Genomic DNA, 14,421 nt, shown 5'->3' with positions numbered 1-14,421 from the left:
TAAAAATAAGTTGCTATACTTAAAAAGTAAGTTATTTTAAGGGGGATTTTAAATTATGGAAAACGAATATACAAAATTATTAGAAGAACGCCGTTCAATTTATTCTTTAGGAAAGAATGTTACTTTATCTGAAGAAGAAATCACTGGATTTGTAGCGAAAGCTGTTAAAGAAAGTCCATCATCATTTAATTCACAAACTTCACGTGCAGTTATATTATTTGGAGCTGCTCATAACAAACTTTGGGATATTACTGAAGAAGCTTTACTTAAAGCAATTCCAGCAGGACAAGATGTGACACCAACTAAAGAAAAATTAAATAGTTTCCGTGCCGCATTTGGAACAATTTTATTCTTTGAAGATACTAGTATTGTTAAAGCTTTACAAGAACAATTTGCATTGTATGCAGATAATTTTCCTGTCTGGTCTGAACAATCTACAGGAATTGCACAACACTCTGTATGGACAACATTAGCTTCTGAAAATATTGGAGGAAGTTTACAACATTATAACCCACTAATCGATAGTGCTGTTCAAGAAGAATGGAACATTTCTGCAGACTGGAAACTAACTGGACAAATGCCTATTGGTTCTATTGAATCGCCAGCTGGTGAAAAAGAATACATGGATGATTCTGCTAGAATTCTTGTATTTAAATAATAATAATCAATTAAAATAAGGCTACATCTAAAAAATAGAGAAATAGAAAACTTGGTGAGTTTTCTATTTCTTTATTTTTTTTGCTATATTGTTAATAAATTCACAAAATATAAACAAATTTATTTACATTCGTTTATTTTATGGTAAGATGAATTTATCAAATGAATCACAAACTTTTTGATTAAGAAAAGAAAAAGGGGAGAAAATAAAATGAAAAAAGAAGTTATGGCATTAAAAATAATGTTTAAAAATGGTGAAACTTGGACAATCAATAAAGGCTTGATAGGTGATTTGTGGATTAAGCACATTGCAAAAAGTTTTGGACGAATCGGTAATAGTGATTTTCAAGAAATCTTCCCTTGTGAGTCTCTAAAAATAGAGATTTTCCCAGAAGCGGATAGAACAAATTCAAGTGACATTAATTTAGGTGGCCTAGAAACGGGTATGTTTGAACGTGCTGTAAAAAATCCAGATATTGAAAAAATGGATATTTTGTATAAAGACGGTGAAAAAGCAGATTCTACAGATGTTGTTGCTGAAGAGACTGTTTACTTTCCTTATGAAGCAATAGATTCTGATCGAATTGACAATGCTCATCAAAGTTCATTTATTTCAAAAGAAAATAAATTGTATATTGTTATTGATAAAAACAAAACAGCAAAAGAAATTTATAAAGAAAAATTTTAAGATTTTTTAATTGTTTATACACTCAAGAAAAAATGGAATCTAGCCATTTTTTCTTGAGTTTTTTTGTTTTTTTTTAATCTTCATAGTATGATGGTAGAGAAGATATTATGTCTAAAGAATTAGGTGAAGAGAGTGAAAAATAAAGATACATATGCCGTGGTAGATATTGAAACAACAGGCGGTAATGTGGCTAGCGGAGATCGCATGATTCAGTTTGGATGTGTTTTAATAGAAGATGACCAAATCGTCCATCGGTTTGCAACAAATATCAATCCTTTAATTACGATTCCAAAACAAATTGAACATTTAACTAATCTGTCAAACAAATCGGTTGCACTTGCTCCATATTTTGAAGATATTGCAGCAACAATTTATAATTTATTAGATGGATGCATTATCATTGCACACAATATCCAGTTTGACTATGTATTTTTATCAGGTGAACTACAACGTTGTGGGATGCCTCCACTACAAAATAAAGGAATCGATACTGTTGAATTAGCACAGATATTATTGCCTACTGAATCCAGTTACCGATTAAATGATTTAGTCAGCAAATTTAATATTGAACATACTAACCCTCATCAAGCGGATAGTGATGCAGCTGTTACGGCAGAACTTTTTCTTGTATTAAAACAGAAGTTGAAAGAATTGCCATTAGTTACTGTAGAAAAGATGGTTGAACTATCAGAAAATCTCACAATGGAGACCGGTTACTTTTTCAAAACAACGTTAGCTGAAATGAAAAATAATCGTTTATCACTTTCTGAGTCGCTCATGATAAAAAATGGGATTGCTTTAAAGATAAAACAACCTATCTTCGAGCAAAAAAATTATCGCGAAGATGCCCATTACCCAACAACTGTTAGTAATAAGGAACAGTTGTTTCAAACAAAATTGACAACTAGAAATCAACAAATAAAAATGATGGATGCTGTTTATGATTATTTTACAAGTAATGAAACAAGTCACTTTGCGATTGAAGCAGCAACCGGAGTTGGGAAAACCTTAGGATACTTACTGCCATTAGCTTATCTGGCCACTATTGAAGATCCAGTAGTCATCAGCACGTATACGACATTGTTGCAAAAACAATTATTAGATAAAGATATCGTTCAACTAAATACGATTTTACCTTTTACGGTACAGGCTGCTATTTTAAAAAGTAAAAATCATTACATTCACTTAACAAAGTTTGAAGAGGCGTTAAAAGATTCTGTAGACCAAAAAGTAGAAGTGATTTATAAAATGAAACTATTAACTTGGTTGACTGAAACCGAAACTGGAGATCTTGATGAATTAAATTTAACCAATTATAATCATTTATTTTGGAATAAAATCAGACATCGTGGTTGGTTGACTAAACATGAAGATGATCAATGGCATAATGAAGATTTTTATTTGCATGCGCAATATAAAATTAAGCATGCCAGTGTGATCATTACCAATCATTCTTTTTTATGTCATGATTTAAATCGCAAAGAAAAAGAATTGCCAAAGATTAAAAAATTAATTATTGATGAGGCACAACATTTACCAGATATAGCGATGGAAGCTTCAAGTGAAGTTTTTGGGTATTACCGAATGCAACAATTAATCAAACTAATTGGTCATGCTTCAGATGAAAAAAGTTTTTTAGGAAGAATCACTCAGTTGAGCCAACAACTGTCTAAAATCAAACTTTCTTATATAGAAAATATGGAAATGAATCTTTTTTCATTAGAAGATGAATTAACTGATTTTATTTATCAATTGTTGGTTTATTGCAAAAATACAGCCGGTAATGAGCTTTATCAACAAGAGCAATTGGATATTCAATTCAATAGAGAGACGCAGTGGAACTTAACTTTAAAAAAATCTTCAAAAAAAGTTCTCGCGTTGATGAATGAAATCAGCTATTTAGGTTTTGAATTAGTTAACCAAGGATTAAATGAAAGTCATCAGTTAACCCAAAGAGAACGTTATTTATTAGAAGATTTTTTTGATGTGATTGAGACCTTTGAAAGTCAGAAAGATATTTTCAATGCTGTATTTCAAAAAAATGAAGAGAATGAAGTAACGTGGTTTTCATATAAAGAAAAAAGCCCTAAAAATAGTTTTATGATAAAGCGTTCAAAAGTGGATAGTAGTAAGTTTATAAAAGAAAATTTATTAGATAAAACAGCTTTTGTTTTATATACAGGAGCTACATTGGAGATCAACAGGTCCTTTAGTTATTTTGAAACACAATTAGGGGAAGAAAATTTAAAAGAATTAATTATTGAATCTCCTTATGACTACAAAAAACAAGCAAGACTTTGGGTTCCTAAAGAGCTGAAATCAATTAAAGAACTATCAAAGAAAGACTATGTTCATATGATTGTTGAACAAGTAGAAAATATTATTAAAAATTCAACTGAAAATACGATGGTTTTATTTAATTCTTATGAGATACTTCAAGAGGTGTATTTTGCACTCCAACGAAAACCGACGGCTGCTGGTCGAGAATTGTTGGCACAAGGTTTTTCAGGAAGCCGTGAACGGATCTTGAAACGATTCTTCAGATCTACAGGAGGTATTCTATTAGGAGCAGATAGTTTTTGGGAAGGCGTCGATTTACCAGGGAAATCACTAAGCATTATTGTTATTACCCGACTGCCATTTGAATCTCCAGACAGGCCATTTGTAAAAGTTAAACACCGTTATCTGGAACAAAAGCATCTAAACCCTTTTACTATCGACTCATTGCCAAAAGCTACTTTACGTTTAAAGCAAGGTTTTGGAAGACTGATTCGTTCTGAGAGTGACAAAGGCATCATGATTGTGTTGGATAACCGGTTGATTCAAACAAGTTATGGCAAGCAAATCATAAAGTCACTTCCCAAAGGACTACCAATTGAAGAAATAGCTACAAAGAATATCGGTAAAAAACTACAGCAATTTTTTAATTCTGAAGAGAATAAAGACAACTAAAAAAGTCGAGTTTATACTAAATCTCTCAGTAAAGAAGATATATTTTCTGTTATAATAAACTATTGAAGGCGACGATTAAGATGGTACTAAAATAATAAATTATAGGTAGGGATATTCATGAAAAAAGCAATACTCATCACTTTAGCAGTTGTCATGTCTGTTGTCCTTGTGTTTTCAATTACCCTTTTAATGATCAGTCAAGATCCTATGAAAGATGCAGAAAAAGAAACGACAGCCATTGCGAAAGAAACTGCAGGGCTAGTAACAGTATCAGATTTTTATTGGTATAATCGTAGTGAAACTTATTTTTCGGTTTTTGGATTGAATGAAACGGATGAAGAAATTATGGTGATTGTTGCTAAAGATGGCGGAAAAACAATTATTCTAAATCAGGATGAATTTATTACAGAACAAGAAGCTAAAGAGTTGACACGTGAAGATAAGGGGTCTGTTGACATTCTTGAAGCTCGCATTGGACTTGAAGGAGAACTTCCTATTTGGGAAATATCTTATAAAGAGGAAAATGGACGACTTGGGTATTATGTTCTGACCGCTAAATCGGGCGAATGGGTGAGCGATATCGAAAATATTTAAAGATTCTTTGAAAAGAAACGATACACAGCCCATTTTTCTTGTATAATAATTAAGGCAGTAAAGAATAAGTGAGTCATCAAAATTTATTTAAAGGAGTTTTAAACTGTGAATCATATTACAATTGTCGAGTCTAAGAATCATGTTGGAGAAGAAGTAGAAATTGGAGCGTGGGTAGCTAATAAACGTTCAAGCGGAAAGATTGCCTTTTTACAATTACGTGATGGTTCTGGATTTTTTCAAGGAATCGTTGTAAAAAGTGAAGTTGAAGAAGAAGTATTTCAATTAGCTAAATCGTTAAATCAAGAAACTTCTATTCGTTTGACTGGTGTTATTCAAGAAGACAGTCGCTCAAAATTTGGTTATGAAATAGCTGTTAACTCTATTAAAGTAATTGGAGAAAGTCATGATTATCCAATCACTCCAAAAGAACATGGAACAGAATTCTTAATGGATCATCGTCATTTATGGTTGCGTTCTTCTAAACAACATGCCATTATGCATATTCGAAATGAAATTATTCTTGCTACTTATAATTTTTTCAATAAAGAAGGATTCATCAAAGTTGATCCACCAATTCTAACAGCCAATGCTGCAGAAGATTCAACAGAACTATTCCACACACAATATTTTGATCAAGAAGCTTTTCTTTCACAAAGTGGTCAATTATATATGGAAGCAGCAGCAATGGCATTTGGCAAAGTCTTTTCTTTTGGTCCAACTTTCAGAGCTGAAAAATCAAAGACTCGTCGTCATTTAATTGAATTTTGGATGATTGAACCAGAGATGGCTTTCATGGATCACGAGCAAAGCTTAGAAGTACAAGAAAAATATGTCGCGTACATTATTCAAAGTGTTCTTGATAACTGTGATGATGCTTTAGATGTATTAGAACGTAACAAAGAAACGTTAAAAAAATACACTGAATTACCTTATCCTAGAATTTCATATGATGAGGCCGTTAAATTATTGAATGAAAATGGATTTGATGATATTACTTGGGGAGATGATTTTGGTTCGCCTCATGAAACCTTTATCGCAACTCAATATGACAAACCGGTCTTTATCTTAAATTACCCTAAAGCAATAAAACCTTTTTATATGAAACCACATCCTGATCGTGATGATGTTGTATTGTGTGCAGATTTAATCGCTCCTGAAGGTTACGGAGAAGTTATCGGCGGAAGCGAACGTGAAGTTGATTTTGAGGCCTTGACACAACGCCTTAAAGACTTTGGCTTAGCTGAAGAAGATTACGCATGGTATATGGATTTGCGTAAATATGGCAGTGTGCCACACTCAGGGTTTGGTCTAGGGTTAGAACGGGCTGTAACTTGGATTTGTGGGACTGAACATATCCGTGAATCAATTCCATTCCCACGTTTATTAAACCGTATTTATCCATAAAAATAGGACTACAGTAACTTGAGTTTTCTTAAGTTGCTGTTTTTTTAATCGTATCAGCTAAAAGAAAAAACTTTTTTTTAGAGCAGCAAGGAGGGGGAAAATATGAATAATCATCTTTTGCAAAAATGGCTTAAAGCAGGAAATACCACGGTATCAAATATATTGTTAACTTATTATAGAGAAGTGGGATTAACTAGTGAACACTTGATTCTAATCTTACAATTGAAGTCATTTATTGATGCTGGGAATGATTTTCCAGACATTGAAATTATTTCAAAACGGATGCAACTTCCTTCTGCCGATGTATTTCAAATGATTCATGAACTGATCAATAAAAAATTGATCAGAATTGATACAGAAAAAAATAATGATGGAAAAACACGTGATAGTTATCGACTAGATTTACTATGGGATAAATTAATATTAGTTATTTCGCAACAAGAAAACCAACAACGTTTTGAAAAACAGCATTTATCTGAACAGGAATTATTTCAATTGTTTGAAGCTGAATTTGGTAGACCGTTGTCCCCAATTGAAATGCAAACAATCGGTATGTGGTTGGATGAGGATCATTATGCGATTGAATTGATTGAATTAGCCTTAAGAGAAGCTGTTTTGAGTCAAGTATACAATTTGAAATATGTTGACCGCATCTTGCTAAACTGGGAAAGAAAAAACATTCGTACGAAAGATCAAGTTGATAAAGAAGCAAATCGACGAAGGCAAGGGAATGCTAAGCCAAAAAATTATTCGATATCTAAAGAACAGACAACAAAAGTACCGTTGCATAATTGGTTGAATAATAATGATCATTCTTAATGAGGTGGAAAGGTATGTTGTCTAAAAAAGAAACGATGCAACTAGTTGAAGCGATGGGGGAATTATTTCCTCATGCGACATGCGAATTAAATTATAGAACCCCTTTTGAACTATTAATTGCAGTGATGTTAAGTGCTCAAACGACAGATATCTCTGTTAATAAGCTTACTCCAGCGCTTTTTGAAAAATATCCTACAATTGAAGCATTTGAAGCTGCACCAGTAGAAGATATTATGGAACAACTGAAGACAATTGGCTTATACCGTAATAAAGCTAGATTTATTAAAGGGTGTTGTCATAAATTGCTTACCGAATTTAATGGAGAAGTTCCTCAAAAGCGTCATGAATTGGAGTCCTTACCAGGAATAGGAAGGAAATCAGCAAGTGTGGTCTTAAGCGAGGCCTTTAATGTGCCTGCTATTGCTGTAGATACTCACGTTGAACGTGTAACTAAACGATTGGGTATATGTCCACCAAATGCTACTGTTCGTGAAGTAGAGGAAGTTCTAATGAAGCAAATTCCTAAAGACAAGTGGAGTATTGCTCATCACTGGATTCTTTTTTTTGGACGCTATCAATGTATAGCTAGAAGTCATGATCACAATATATGTCTCCAGTTGTTAAAAGCAAATGGACCAATAAAAGTATAAAAAAAAGCAAGATGAAGCGTATCTTAGTAACAGATACATCTCATCTTGCTTTTTTTGTTTAAAACTTGAATTTTTAATTTAATAGGAAATCCTTTTATTCTGCTGGAGCAGAACTAGAAGGATTTGATTCAGGTGTCGAAGAGCTGCTACTTGAAGGAGCACTACTAGAAGAATCGCTGGTAGAAGAAGAACTTTCAGGTTGACTACTGCTGGAAGCAGCACTGCTACTTGATGACGAACTTTCGCCGCCTTCTTCTTCAGGTTCCTCCTCAGGCTCTTCTTCTTCAACTGGTTCTTCTTCCTCTTCTTTAGGAGGGATAAGAACGCTTGTTGAAGCGGCTGGTCCGGTATTGCCCTCGGCTTGTACAGCGAGAGTAATTGGGGTTTCACCAACAGGAGGGCTTTGAATAATATAAGAAAGATCATTAGTTGAATAAGACTCAGAGCCGACAGTTAAAATGTAAGAAATACCTTCTTGGGAATAAGCATTCCACTTGATCGATAAAGCATCCGTTTCTTCACTGTAGGCAGCTGTTAAACCTGAGGGAGCTTCTAATTCGAGTGATTCTTCCTCGTCATTTTCACTTTCTTCTTCAGAGCTTGGTGCTGCTACAGCAGTGGGCTGCGTTCCTTTGACAAATAATTCGTTAACAATGTTTTCTTTTGGAGTACTTGAACTTGCAAGTTTTGCAGGCATTGAGCCTTTTTCAATTGCAACTTCTACAACGGAACTTGGTTTTTCCCAGTCACTAGATTCAACAGATGCTGAAACATAAGACATCAATGCTTGATAGATTTGTTGAGGCAACAAACGCTCACTTCCTGCATTGTCGATTGAATCAAAATAGTCATCTTTTCCTACCCAAACGGATACTGCGTAATTAGTAGTATAGCCTGAATACCATTTATCGGGTACACCATCAGCTGGAATATTATGTTCTATTTTTTTATCATCCTCATAGTTAGTGGTTCCCGTTTTTCCAGCTTGTGGAATCCCGTTTAGCCCCACTCGAGCAGCATTATTTGAAGCTACATCTTTTAACATATCTGTAACCATATAAGCTGTTGAATCAGCCATCGCTTTAGTAGACTCAGGTTGAAGGTCAATTTCTTCACCATCCTCTAAAACGACTTTTGAAACGGTGTAAGGTTCAGTGTACGTTCCGCCATTTGCAAAAGTCGCATAAGCACCAGACAAAGCAACTGGCGTAATGTTTCCAGTGAAACCATTTGACTCAACTAAACCATCAGAATCAGGGTTCAAAGTAGACGTATTGATTCCAATATTGGTTAGAAATTCATCTACTTGGTTTGTTGGTACGTCTTTATAAACTTTTGTTGTAGGAACGTTTCGTGAGTCAACTAGTGCTCGACGAATACTGATCTGACCTTCGTAATTATTATCATAGTTATTGATAGGTGTTCCATCATTAAAAGTATAAGGTTCATCTACTACTTGTTCATAAGTAGAGTATTGCAAATATTCGATTGCTGGACCATAAGCAGATAATGGTTTGATATTCGATCCAACGCTTCGGTTTAATTCAGTAGCGTAATTTGTTCCTAATTGTACTTCTTGATTTCGCGCACCACCTAATGCTTTTAGTTGGCCAGTGTTAACATCTACTAAAGAAACACCCGTTTGAATATCGTCATCTTCAATTAAGACGTATTCATCTGTATTTACAACATCATACAGACGTTGCTGTGCGTCCATATCTAAGTTAGTGTAGATAGTTAAACCCGATGTATACGGATCTAAATTTGTTTTTCTTTCAACTTCAGCTAGTACTTCTTTAACGTATGGATCGAAAACAAGTTGATTCGTTTCTTCTTCTCCAGAATGGCTGATCAATCCTTCTGAGACATCAACAGCTTTAGCTTCTTGGGCTTCTGAAGCGGTAATAGCTTCAGTTTCTAGCATCATATCTAAAACTAAATTGCGGCGTTTTGTTGCATCTTCAGGATTAGTAATAGGGTTATGGGCATTTGGAGCTTGAGGCATTCCAGCAAGCAACGCAGCTTCGGGTAAAGTTAATTCAGCTATTGGTTTACCAAAATAATATTCGCTAGCGGTGCCCATCCCATATTTATTGTCGGACATGTACACTTTATTGATATAAAAAGTTAAAATTTGATCCTTGGAGTATTCTCGTTCTAATTGAAGAGATAACCAAGCTTCTTGTGCTTTTCGTTTTAGCGTTTGGTCTTGCGCCCCTGTAGAAAAGACAGAAAGTTTAATTAATTGCTGAGTGATGGTACTCCCACCCTCAGAAGCAAAACCATCCGTTACATTTGCGACAACTGCTCCTCCAATGCGGATAGGATCAATACCGATGTGGCTGTAAAAGCGCTGATCCTCAATTGCAATAATAGCATCTTTTAGAACTTGGGGTATATCGTTTTCTGTAACCATTTCGCGATCTTCATTGCCAAGAGTCAAAAATTCATTTCCTTCCGCATCAAGCAATGTCGATGAAACCGTATCGGTTAAATTAGCTTCGGTTAAATCAGGTACTGAGGAAACATAATAAGCAAATAATCCCATGCCTCCAATTAAAGTTGCTAAAATTAAAAGCAATATTCCAATAAGTGCTTTTTTCCAAATAGAAGAAGAGGATTTTTTGCTTTTCCTTCTCTTTTTTGAATGGTTTGATTTTTTCGTTTGTTTGTTTGATACACGTGACATTTCTTTTTTTTCTGGCATAATTAAATCTACTCCTTATTTCTCTTGTTGGATAAAAATCACAAATTATTTCCTCAATAGATGAACGAAACAATTATTTTTATGTCGATTTATCCTTATTCTTACTAATTAAACGATCCACGATTTCTAAATAAGGAATACGTGGCGAAAGTTCATAATACATTTCGTACCCTTTTTTTTCAAGTTCTTTTAATGGAATTGATTTTCTTCCATCTTTTTGTTGATCATTCCAATAAACAAGTAAATATTTTGCTTCTAATAAAAAAAGACGCTCACTTATCGTAAAACGCATGATTACAAAACAAATGGCTTGTTGATCTATGCATTGCTGCATATGGATAATTTGATGTTCATGAAAATTTTTCAAAGGAAAAGAAAGCTTGTTTTTCGTTTCCTTTGCCTCGAAATCCAAGTAATGACCTTGATAAACGCCGTTGTAATCTGTTGTAGATGCATGCCTAAAGTAGGCTTCTTTAATAACGGCGGCACTTCTTTTAGGATAGTCTACTTTAACGATTTGAACAGGGGTGGGTTTTTTATGAATAACCGCATTTCCTTTTGCTAAATAATATTGATTGCTTGCATTCAAATCTTCTTCTAAGGACATCCCTCGTTTGCTAAATGAGGTCAACTGATTAGTTAGTTGCTTTTTTGGTGAAGATTTGTCACTATGAACATAGGTTTTACCATTAGGATATCGTATCGTCAATTGAAATCACACTCCTAAATACTATTATATCAAATAAAGACCTTTAAAGAAAAGGAGAATCAAGTGAGTTTATGAGAAATTTATACATTAGTGGCTACCGAACATTTGAACTTGGCGTATTTAAGGATGATGATCCCAAAGTAGCGGTAATAAAAAAGTGTTTAAAACAAGAAATTAGTCAATTTATTGAAGAAGGGGTTGACTGGATTCTAACAAGTGCTCAATTTGGAACGGAACAATGGGCAATCGAAGTAGTTGACGAATTGAAAAAAGAATATCCAACGATTAAAATAGCTGTTATTTTACCTTTTCTAGAATTTGGATCAAATTGGAATGAAAAAAATCAAAGTAAGCTGGCTTCATTGAAAAAGCTAGCTGATTATGTTGAAGCAACCTCACATAAGACGTATCAAGATCCATCCCAATTGAAGAATCATCAAGCTTTTTTATTGGAACATTGTCAAGCGGCGTTATTAGTGTATGATCCAGAGTTTGAAGGAAAAACAAAGTTTGTCTATCAAGCCTTAAAAAAGAAACAAGAAACGATGGAATTTGAGTTGAGATTGATAGATGTAGATCAACTACAAAACAGTAGCATTGAAGAAGAATACGAATGATTCCTCAAACTTTTTGATCTATTTATTCTTGAAGCGGCAAGATTATATAAAAATAAGTTTTTTTTTTTGTATATCTTTGGTATAATAAGAAATATCGAGATAACTAGAATAATGTTTTGTTAGAAGATGAAGCAAACAAAGAGGTGTAAACATGGCAAATAGATCTTTAACAACAAAAGATATTCTTCAAAAAGAATTTAAACAAAGTATGCGCGGATACAGTCCGACTGAAGTAGATGAGTATCTAGATGAAGTGATTCGTGATTATGAATCATTTAATAAAGAACTTACTCAAGCAAAAGCTGAGAATGATCGCTTATTAAGTAAAATCGATGAATTAACAAAACAAGCATCAATTTCTCAACCAAATTATTCTTCTCAACCTAATAGTACGGCAACTAATTTTGATATCTTAAAACGTCTATCTAATTTAGAACGTCATGTATTTGGTTCAAAATTAGATGAAACAGAAGATGAACTTTAATCTTCTTATGTTAAAAGAGTCAAATTAACGAGTATTAAAAAACATTTGTAAATTTCGGGTAATTGCGGTTTAGCTTGACTAAACTGAGGAAAGTCCATGCTCGCACAAGCTGCGATGCTTGTAGTGTTCGTGCCTGGCGAAATCATAAGCCAGGGCCTTCATTTAATTATGAAGAGACGGCAGAAAAAAGAGCTAAGGCTGTAAAGCTATGCTTGAGTATTCTTGAAAGTGCCACAGTGACGAAACAATACGGGAAACGGTATTGGTGGAACGCGGTAAACCCCTCGAGCGAGCAACCCAAACTTTGGTAGGGGCACTTTTCCTAGGGAATTGAACCGATGGAAGAGGCAGTAATTGCAGACAGATAATTACCTCCGGATAAAACAGACCCTGACTTTTTATCTGAGACAGAACATGGCTTACAGAAATTTACAAATTCAGGTATAGAACCCTCCTTTTAGGAGGGTTTTATATTTTATTTAAAATAATAATTAAAAAGAAAAGAATTGGAGAAAACACATGAAAACATTTAAGCTTGTTGCAACAGCGGCCAGTGGCATAGAGGCCTTAGTAGGAAAAGAAATTAAAGATTTAGGGTATGAATGCCAAGTAGAAAATGGGAAAGTCTTTTTTGAAGGAACTGAAAAAGATATTGCTAAGACAAATCTTTGGTTGAGAACGGCAGATCGTGTCAAAATCATTGTTGGTGAATTTGATGCTTATGAATTTGATGAGTTATTTGAAAAAACAAAAGCTTTACCATGGGAAGACTTATTACCGATGGATGCTAACTTTCCTGTAGCAGGAAAATCAATCAAATCAAAATTATACAGCGTATCGGATTGTCAAGCACTTGTGAAAAAGGCGATCGTCAATCGATTGAGTGAAGTTTATCACCGTAATACACGTTTACCGGAAACAGGTTCTTTATATCAATTAGAAGTAGCCTTATTGAAAGATAAAGTTACCTTAACATTAGATACAACCGGACCAAGTTTATTTAAACGAGGATACCGTACTGCTAAGGGTGGAGCACCATTAAAAGAAAATATGGCTGCTGCTCTGGTTCAATTAACCAATTGGCGTAAAGATCGTCCTTTCTATGATCCTGTTTGTGGTTCAGGTACAATCGTTATTGAAGCTGCATTGATGGGTCATAATATTGCACCTGGATCTAATCGCTCATTTAGTTGTGAGGAATGGGAATGGTTTGATCAAAGTGTCTTTGAAGAGGTTCGGGCTGAAGCTGAAGCTGCTGTAGATTACGATATCGAACTTGATATTATGGGTACAGATATTGATGGCACTATGATTGATATTGCCAAGACGAATGCAGATGAAGCAGGAGTAGGAAGCAGTATTACATTTAAACAAATGCAATTAGCTGATTTTACAACTGAAAAAGAATATGGGGTTATTTTAGCTAATCCTCCCTATGGAGAAAGATTAGGTGAAGAAGAAGAAGTTCATAAACTTTACAAACAAATGGGTCAAGTATATCGTCCGTTAAAAACTTGGAGTAAATATGTTATTACAAGTGATTTAGCTTTTGAAACATTCTACGGAGAAAGAGCTACTAAAAAACGCAAACTATATAATGGAGCCTTAAGGACTGACTTATTCCAATTTTGGGGTGAACGTCCACCTAGAGCACCTCGTAAATAAAAATAGCAGCCATAAGAAAAGTTTCTTTCTTATGGCTGTTATTTTTTTGAAATTACTTTCTGTAAGGCTTGTTTAGCCAAATGATCTGCACCTTTGTTATGTGATTCAGGAATCCATTGAATAAAAAAAAGAGGAAAATAACTTAATTTTTCTTGAATAAGAAGCAGGTAACTTTTGAAAATATCCTTCTTTACGTAATTTTTTTTGATTGCGGATGCTAATAATTTGCTATCAGTGTACATCATTAAAGTTTCATGGTTCAACTGATGTTCAATTAAGTAGGTGAGGCCCTTCAAAAGAGCTTCAAATTCAGCTTCATGATTGCTTAAATTACCTTCAAGAGGAAAAGATAATTGATTGTATCTATTTTCATTGCTGATTACAATTCCTACACCACTAGGTCCAGGATTGTTTTTTGTAGAAGCATCGGTATACATTTTAATCATATCTACTTAGCTCCTTTCTTTTGAATGGG

The 14,421-nt window shown here is 34.1% G+C and carries 13 protein-coding genes and 1 other RNA gene; 11 read left to right on the top strand and 3 right to left on the bottom strand.

What is annotated here, in order from left to right:
* Positions 1-55 precede the first annotated feature (55 nt).
* The 7 genes from BP17_RS07485 (at position 56) to nth (ending at position 7,764) form a co-directional block, all read left to right on the top strand.
* On the top strand, positions 56-658 hold the full coding sequence (locus tag BP17_RS07485) for a nitroreductase family protein (RefSeq protein WP_035053075.1): 603 nt from the start codon (positions 56-58) through the stop codon (positions 656-658).
* 210 nt (positions 659-868) lie between these two features.
* Positions 869-1,345, top strand: a complete 477-nt coding sequence (locus tag BP17_RS07480; protein ID WP_035053074.1) for a hypothetical protein — start codon at positions 869-871, stop codon at positions 1,343-1,345.
* Positions 1,346-1,477: 132 nt separating this feature from the next.
* Entirely contained in the window at positions 1,478-4,297 is a 2,820-nt protein-coding gene (gene dinG, locus BP17_RS07475) for an ATP-dependent DNA helicase DinG (RefSeq protein WP_035053071.1), read from the top strand.
* 117 nt (positions 4,298-4,414) lie between these two features.
* Positions 4,415-4,891, top strand: coding sequence for a cell wall elongation regulator TseB-like domain-containing protein (locus BP17_RS07470; RefSeq protein ID WP_035053069.1), 477 nt, complete (start codon positions 4,415-4,417; stop codon positions 4,889-4,891).
* A 105-nt stretch (positions 4,892-4,996) separates the two neighbouring features.
* Positions 4,997-6,295, top strand: a complete 1,299-nt coding sequence (gene asnS / locus BP17_RS07465) for an asparagine--tRNA ligase (RefSeq protein ID WP_035053067.1) — start codon at positions 4,997-4,999, stop codon at positions 6,293-6,295.
* A gap of 102 nt (positions 6,296-6,397) precedes the next feature.
* Entirely contained in the window at positions 6,398-7,114 is a 717-nt protein-coding gene (locus tag BP17_RS07460) for a DnaD domain-containing protein (protein ID WP_035053065.1), read from the top strand.
* 14 nt (positions 7,115-7,128) lie between these two features.
* Positions 7,129-7,764: an endonuclease III gene (nth, locus tag BP17_RS07455; RefSeq protein WP_035053062.1), complete on the top strand. Its 636-nt coding sequence runs from the start codon at positions 7,129-7,131 to the stop codon at positions 7,762-7,764.
* Positions 7,765-7,858: 94 nt separating this feature from the next.
* On the opposite strand, the gene BP17_RS07450 is transcribed toward nth, so the two are convergent.
* Together BP17_RS07450 and recU are read right to left on the bottom strand one after the other, a co-directional pair.
* Positions 7,859-10,471, bottom strand: coding sequence for a PBP1A family penicillin-binding protein (locus BP17_RS07450; protein ID WP_051910491.1), 2,613 nt, complete (start codon positions 10,469-10,471; stop codon positions 7,859-7,861).
* A gap of 79 nt (positions 10,472-10,550) precedes the next feature.
* The gene (recU, locus tag BP17_RS07445; protein ID WP_035053060.1) at positions 10,551-11,180 is read right to left on the bottom strand and encodes a Holliday junction resolvase RecU; all 630 of its coding nucleotides are present in this window, start codon (positions 11,178-11,180) and stop codon (positions 10,551-10,553) included.
* Positions 11,181-11,251: 71 nt separating this feature from the next.
* On the opposite strand from recU, the gene BP17_RS07440 reads away from it, so the two are divergent.
* The 4 genes from BP17_RS07440 to BP17_RS07430 all read left to right on the top strand — a co-directional run bounded on the left by BP17_RS07440 (position 11,252) and on the right by BP17_RS07430 (position 13,946).
* Positions 11,252-11,797 (top strand): DUF1273 domain-containing protein, encoded by a 546-nt coding sequence (locus tag BP17_RS07440; protein ID WP_035053058.1) that lies wholly within the window; start codon positions 11,252-11,254, stop codon positions 11,795-11,797.
* A 151-nt stretch (positions 11,798-11,948) separates the two neighbouring features.
* The gene (gpsB, locus tag BP17_RS07435; protein ID WP_035053056.1) at positions 11,949-12,281 is read left to right on the top strand and encodes a cell division regulator GpsB; all 333 of its coding nucleotides are present in this window, start codon (positions 11,949-11,951) and stop codon (positions 12,279-12,281) included.
* A gap of 50 nt (positions 12,282-12,331) precedes the next feature.
* An RNA gene (gene rnpB, locus BP17_RS13280) (RNase P RNA component class B) lies at positions 12,332-12,708 on the top strand.
* A gap of 92 nt (positions 12,709-12,800) precedes the next feature.
* Positions 12,801-13,946 (top strand): THUMP domain-containing class I SAM-dependent RNA methyltransferase, encoded by a 1,146-nt coding sequence (locus tag BP17_RS07430; RefSeq protein WP_035053054.1) that lies wholly within the window; start codon positions 12,801-12,803, stop codon positions 13,944-13,946.
* 38 nt (positions 13,947-13,984) lie between these two features.
* On the opposite strand, the gene BP17_RS07425 is transcribed toward BP17_RS07430, so the two are convergent.
* Complete coding sequence (locus BP17_RS07425) at positions 13,985-14,392, bottom strand: ribonuclease HI family protein (protein WP_035053052.1); 408 nt, start codon at positions 14,390-14,392, stop codon at positions 13,985-13,987.
* Positions 14,393-14,421 lie beyond the last annotated feature (29 nt).

This window comes from Carnobacterium pleistocenium FTR1 (assembly GCF_000744285.1).
Classification (GTDB): domain Bacteria; phylum Bacillota; class Bacilli; order Lactobacillales; family Carnobacteriaceae; genus Carnobacterium_B; species Carnobacterium_B pleistocenium.
Note: the sequence above shows the minus strand (reverse complement) of the source record. Positions and strands in the feature narration are given on the sequence as shown.

Coding starts and splice junctions, on each gene's coding strand:
- BP17_RS07485 (WP_035053075.1), top strand. CDS start 56: ATGGAAAACGAATATACAAAATTATTAGAAGAACGCCGTTCAATTTAT.
- BP17_RS07480 (WP_035053074.1), top strand. CDS start 869: ATGAAAAAAGAAGTTATGGCATTAAAAATAATGTTTAAAAATGGTGAA.
- BP17_RS07470 (WP_035053069.1), top strand. CDS start 4,415: ATGAAAAAAGCAATACTCATCACTTTAGCAGTTGTCATGTCTGTTGTC.
- BP17_RS07460 (WP_035053065.1), top strand. CDS start 6,398: ATGAATAATCATCTTTTGCAAAAATGGCTTAAAGCAGGAAATACCACG.
- nth (WP_035053062.1), top strand. CDS start 7,129: ATGTTGTCTAAAAAAGAAACGATGCAACTAGTTGAAGCGATGGGGGAA.
- BP17_RS07450 (WP_051910491.1), bottom strand. CDS start 10,471: ATGCCAGAAAAAAAAGAAATGTCACGTGTATCAAACAAACAAACGAAA.
- BP17_RS07440 (WP_035053058.1), top strand. CDS start 11,252: ATGAGAAATTTATACATTAGTGGCTACCGAACATTTGAACTTGGCGTA.
- gpsB (WP_035053056.1), top strand. CDS start 11,949: ATGGCAAATAGATCTTTAACAACAAAAGATATTCTTCAAAAAGAATTT.
- BP17_RS07430 (WP_035053054.1), top strand. CDS start 12,801: ATGAAAACATTTAAGCTTGTTGCAACAGCGGCCAGTGGCATAGAGGCC.
- BP17_RS07425 (WP_035053052.1), bottom strand. CDS start 14,392: ATGATTAAAATGTATACCGATGCTTCTACAAAAAACAATCCTGGACCT.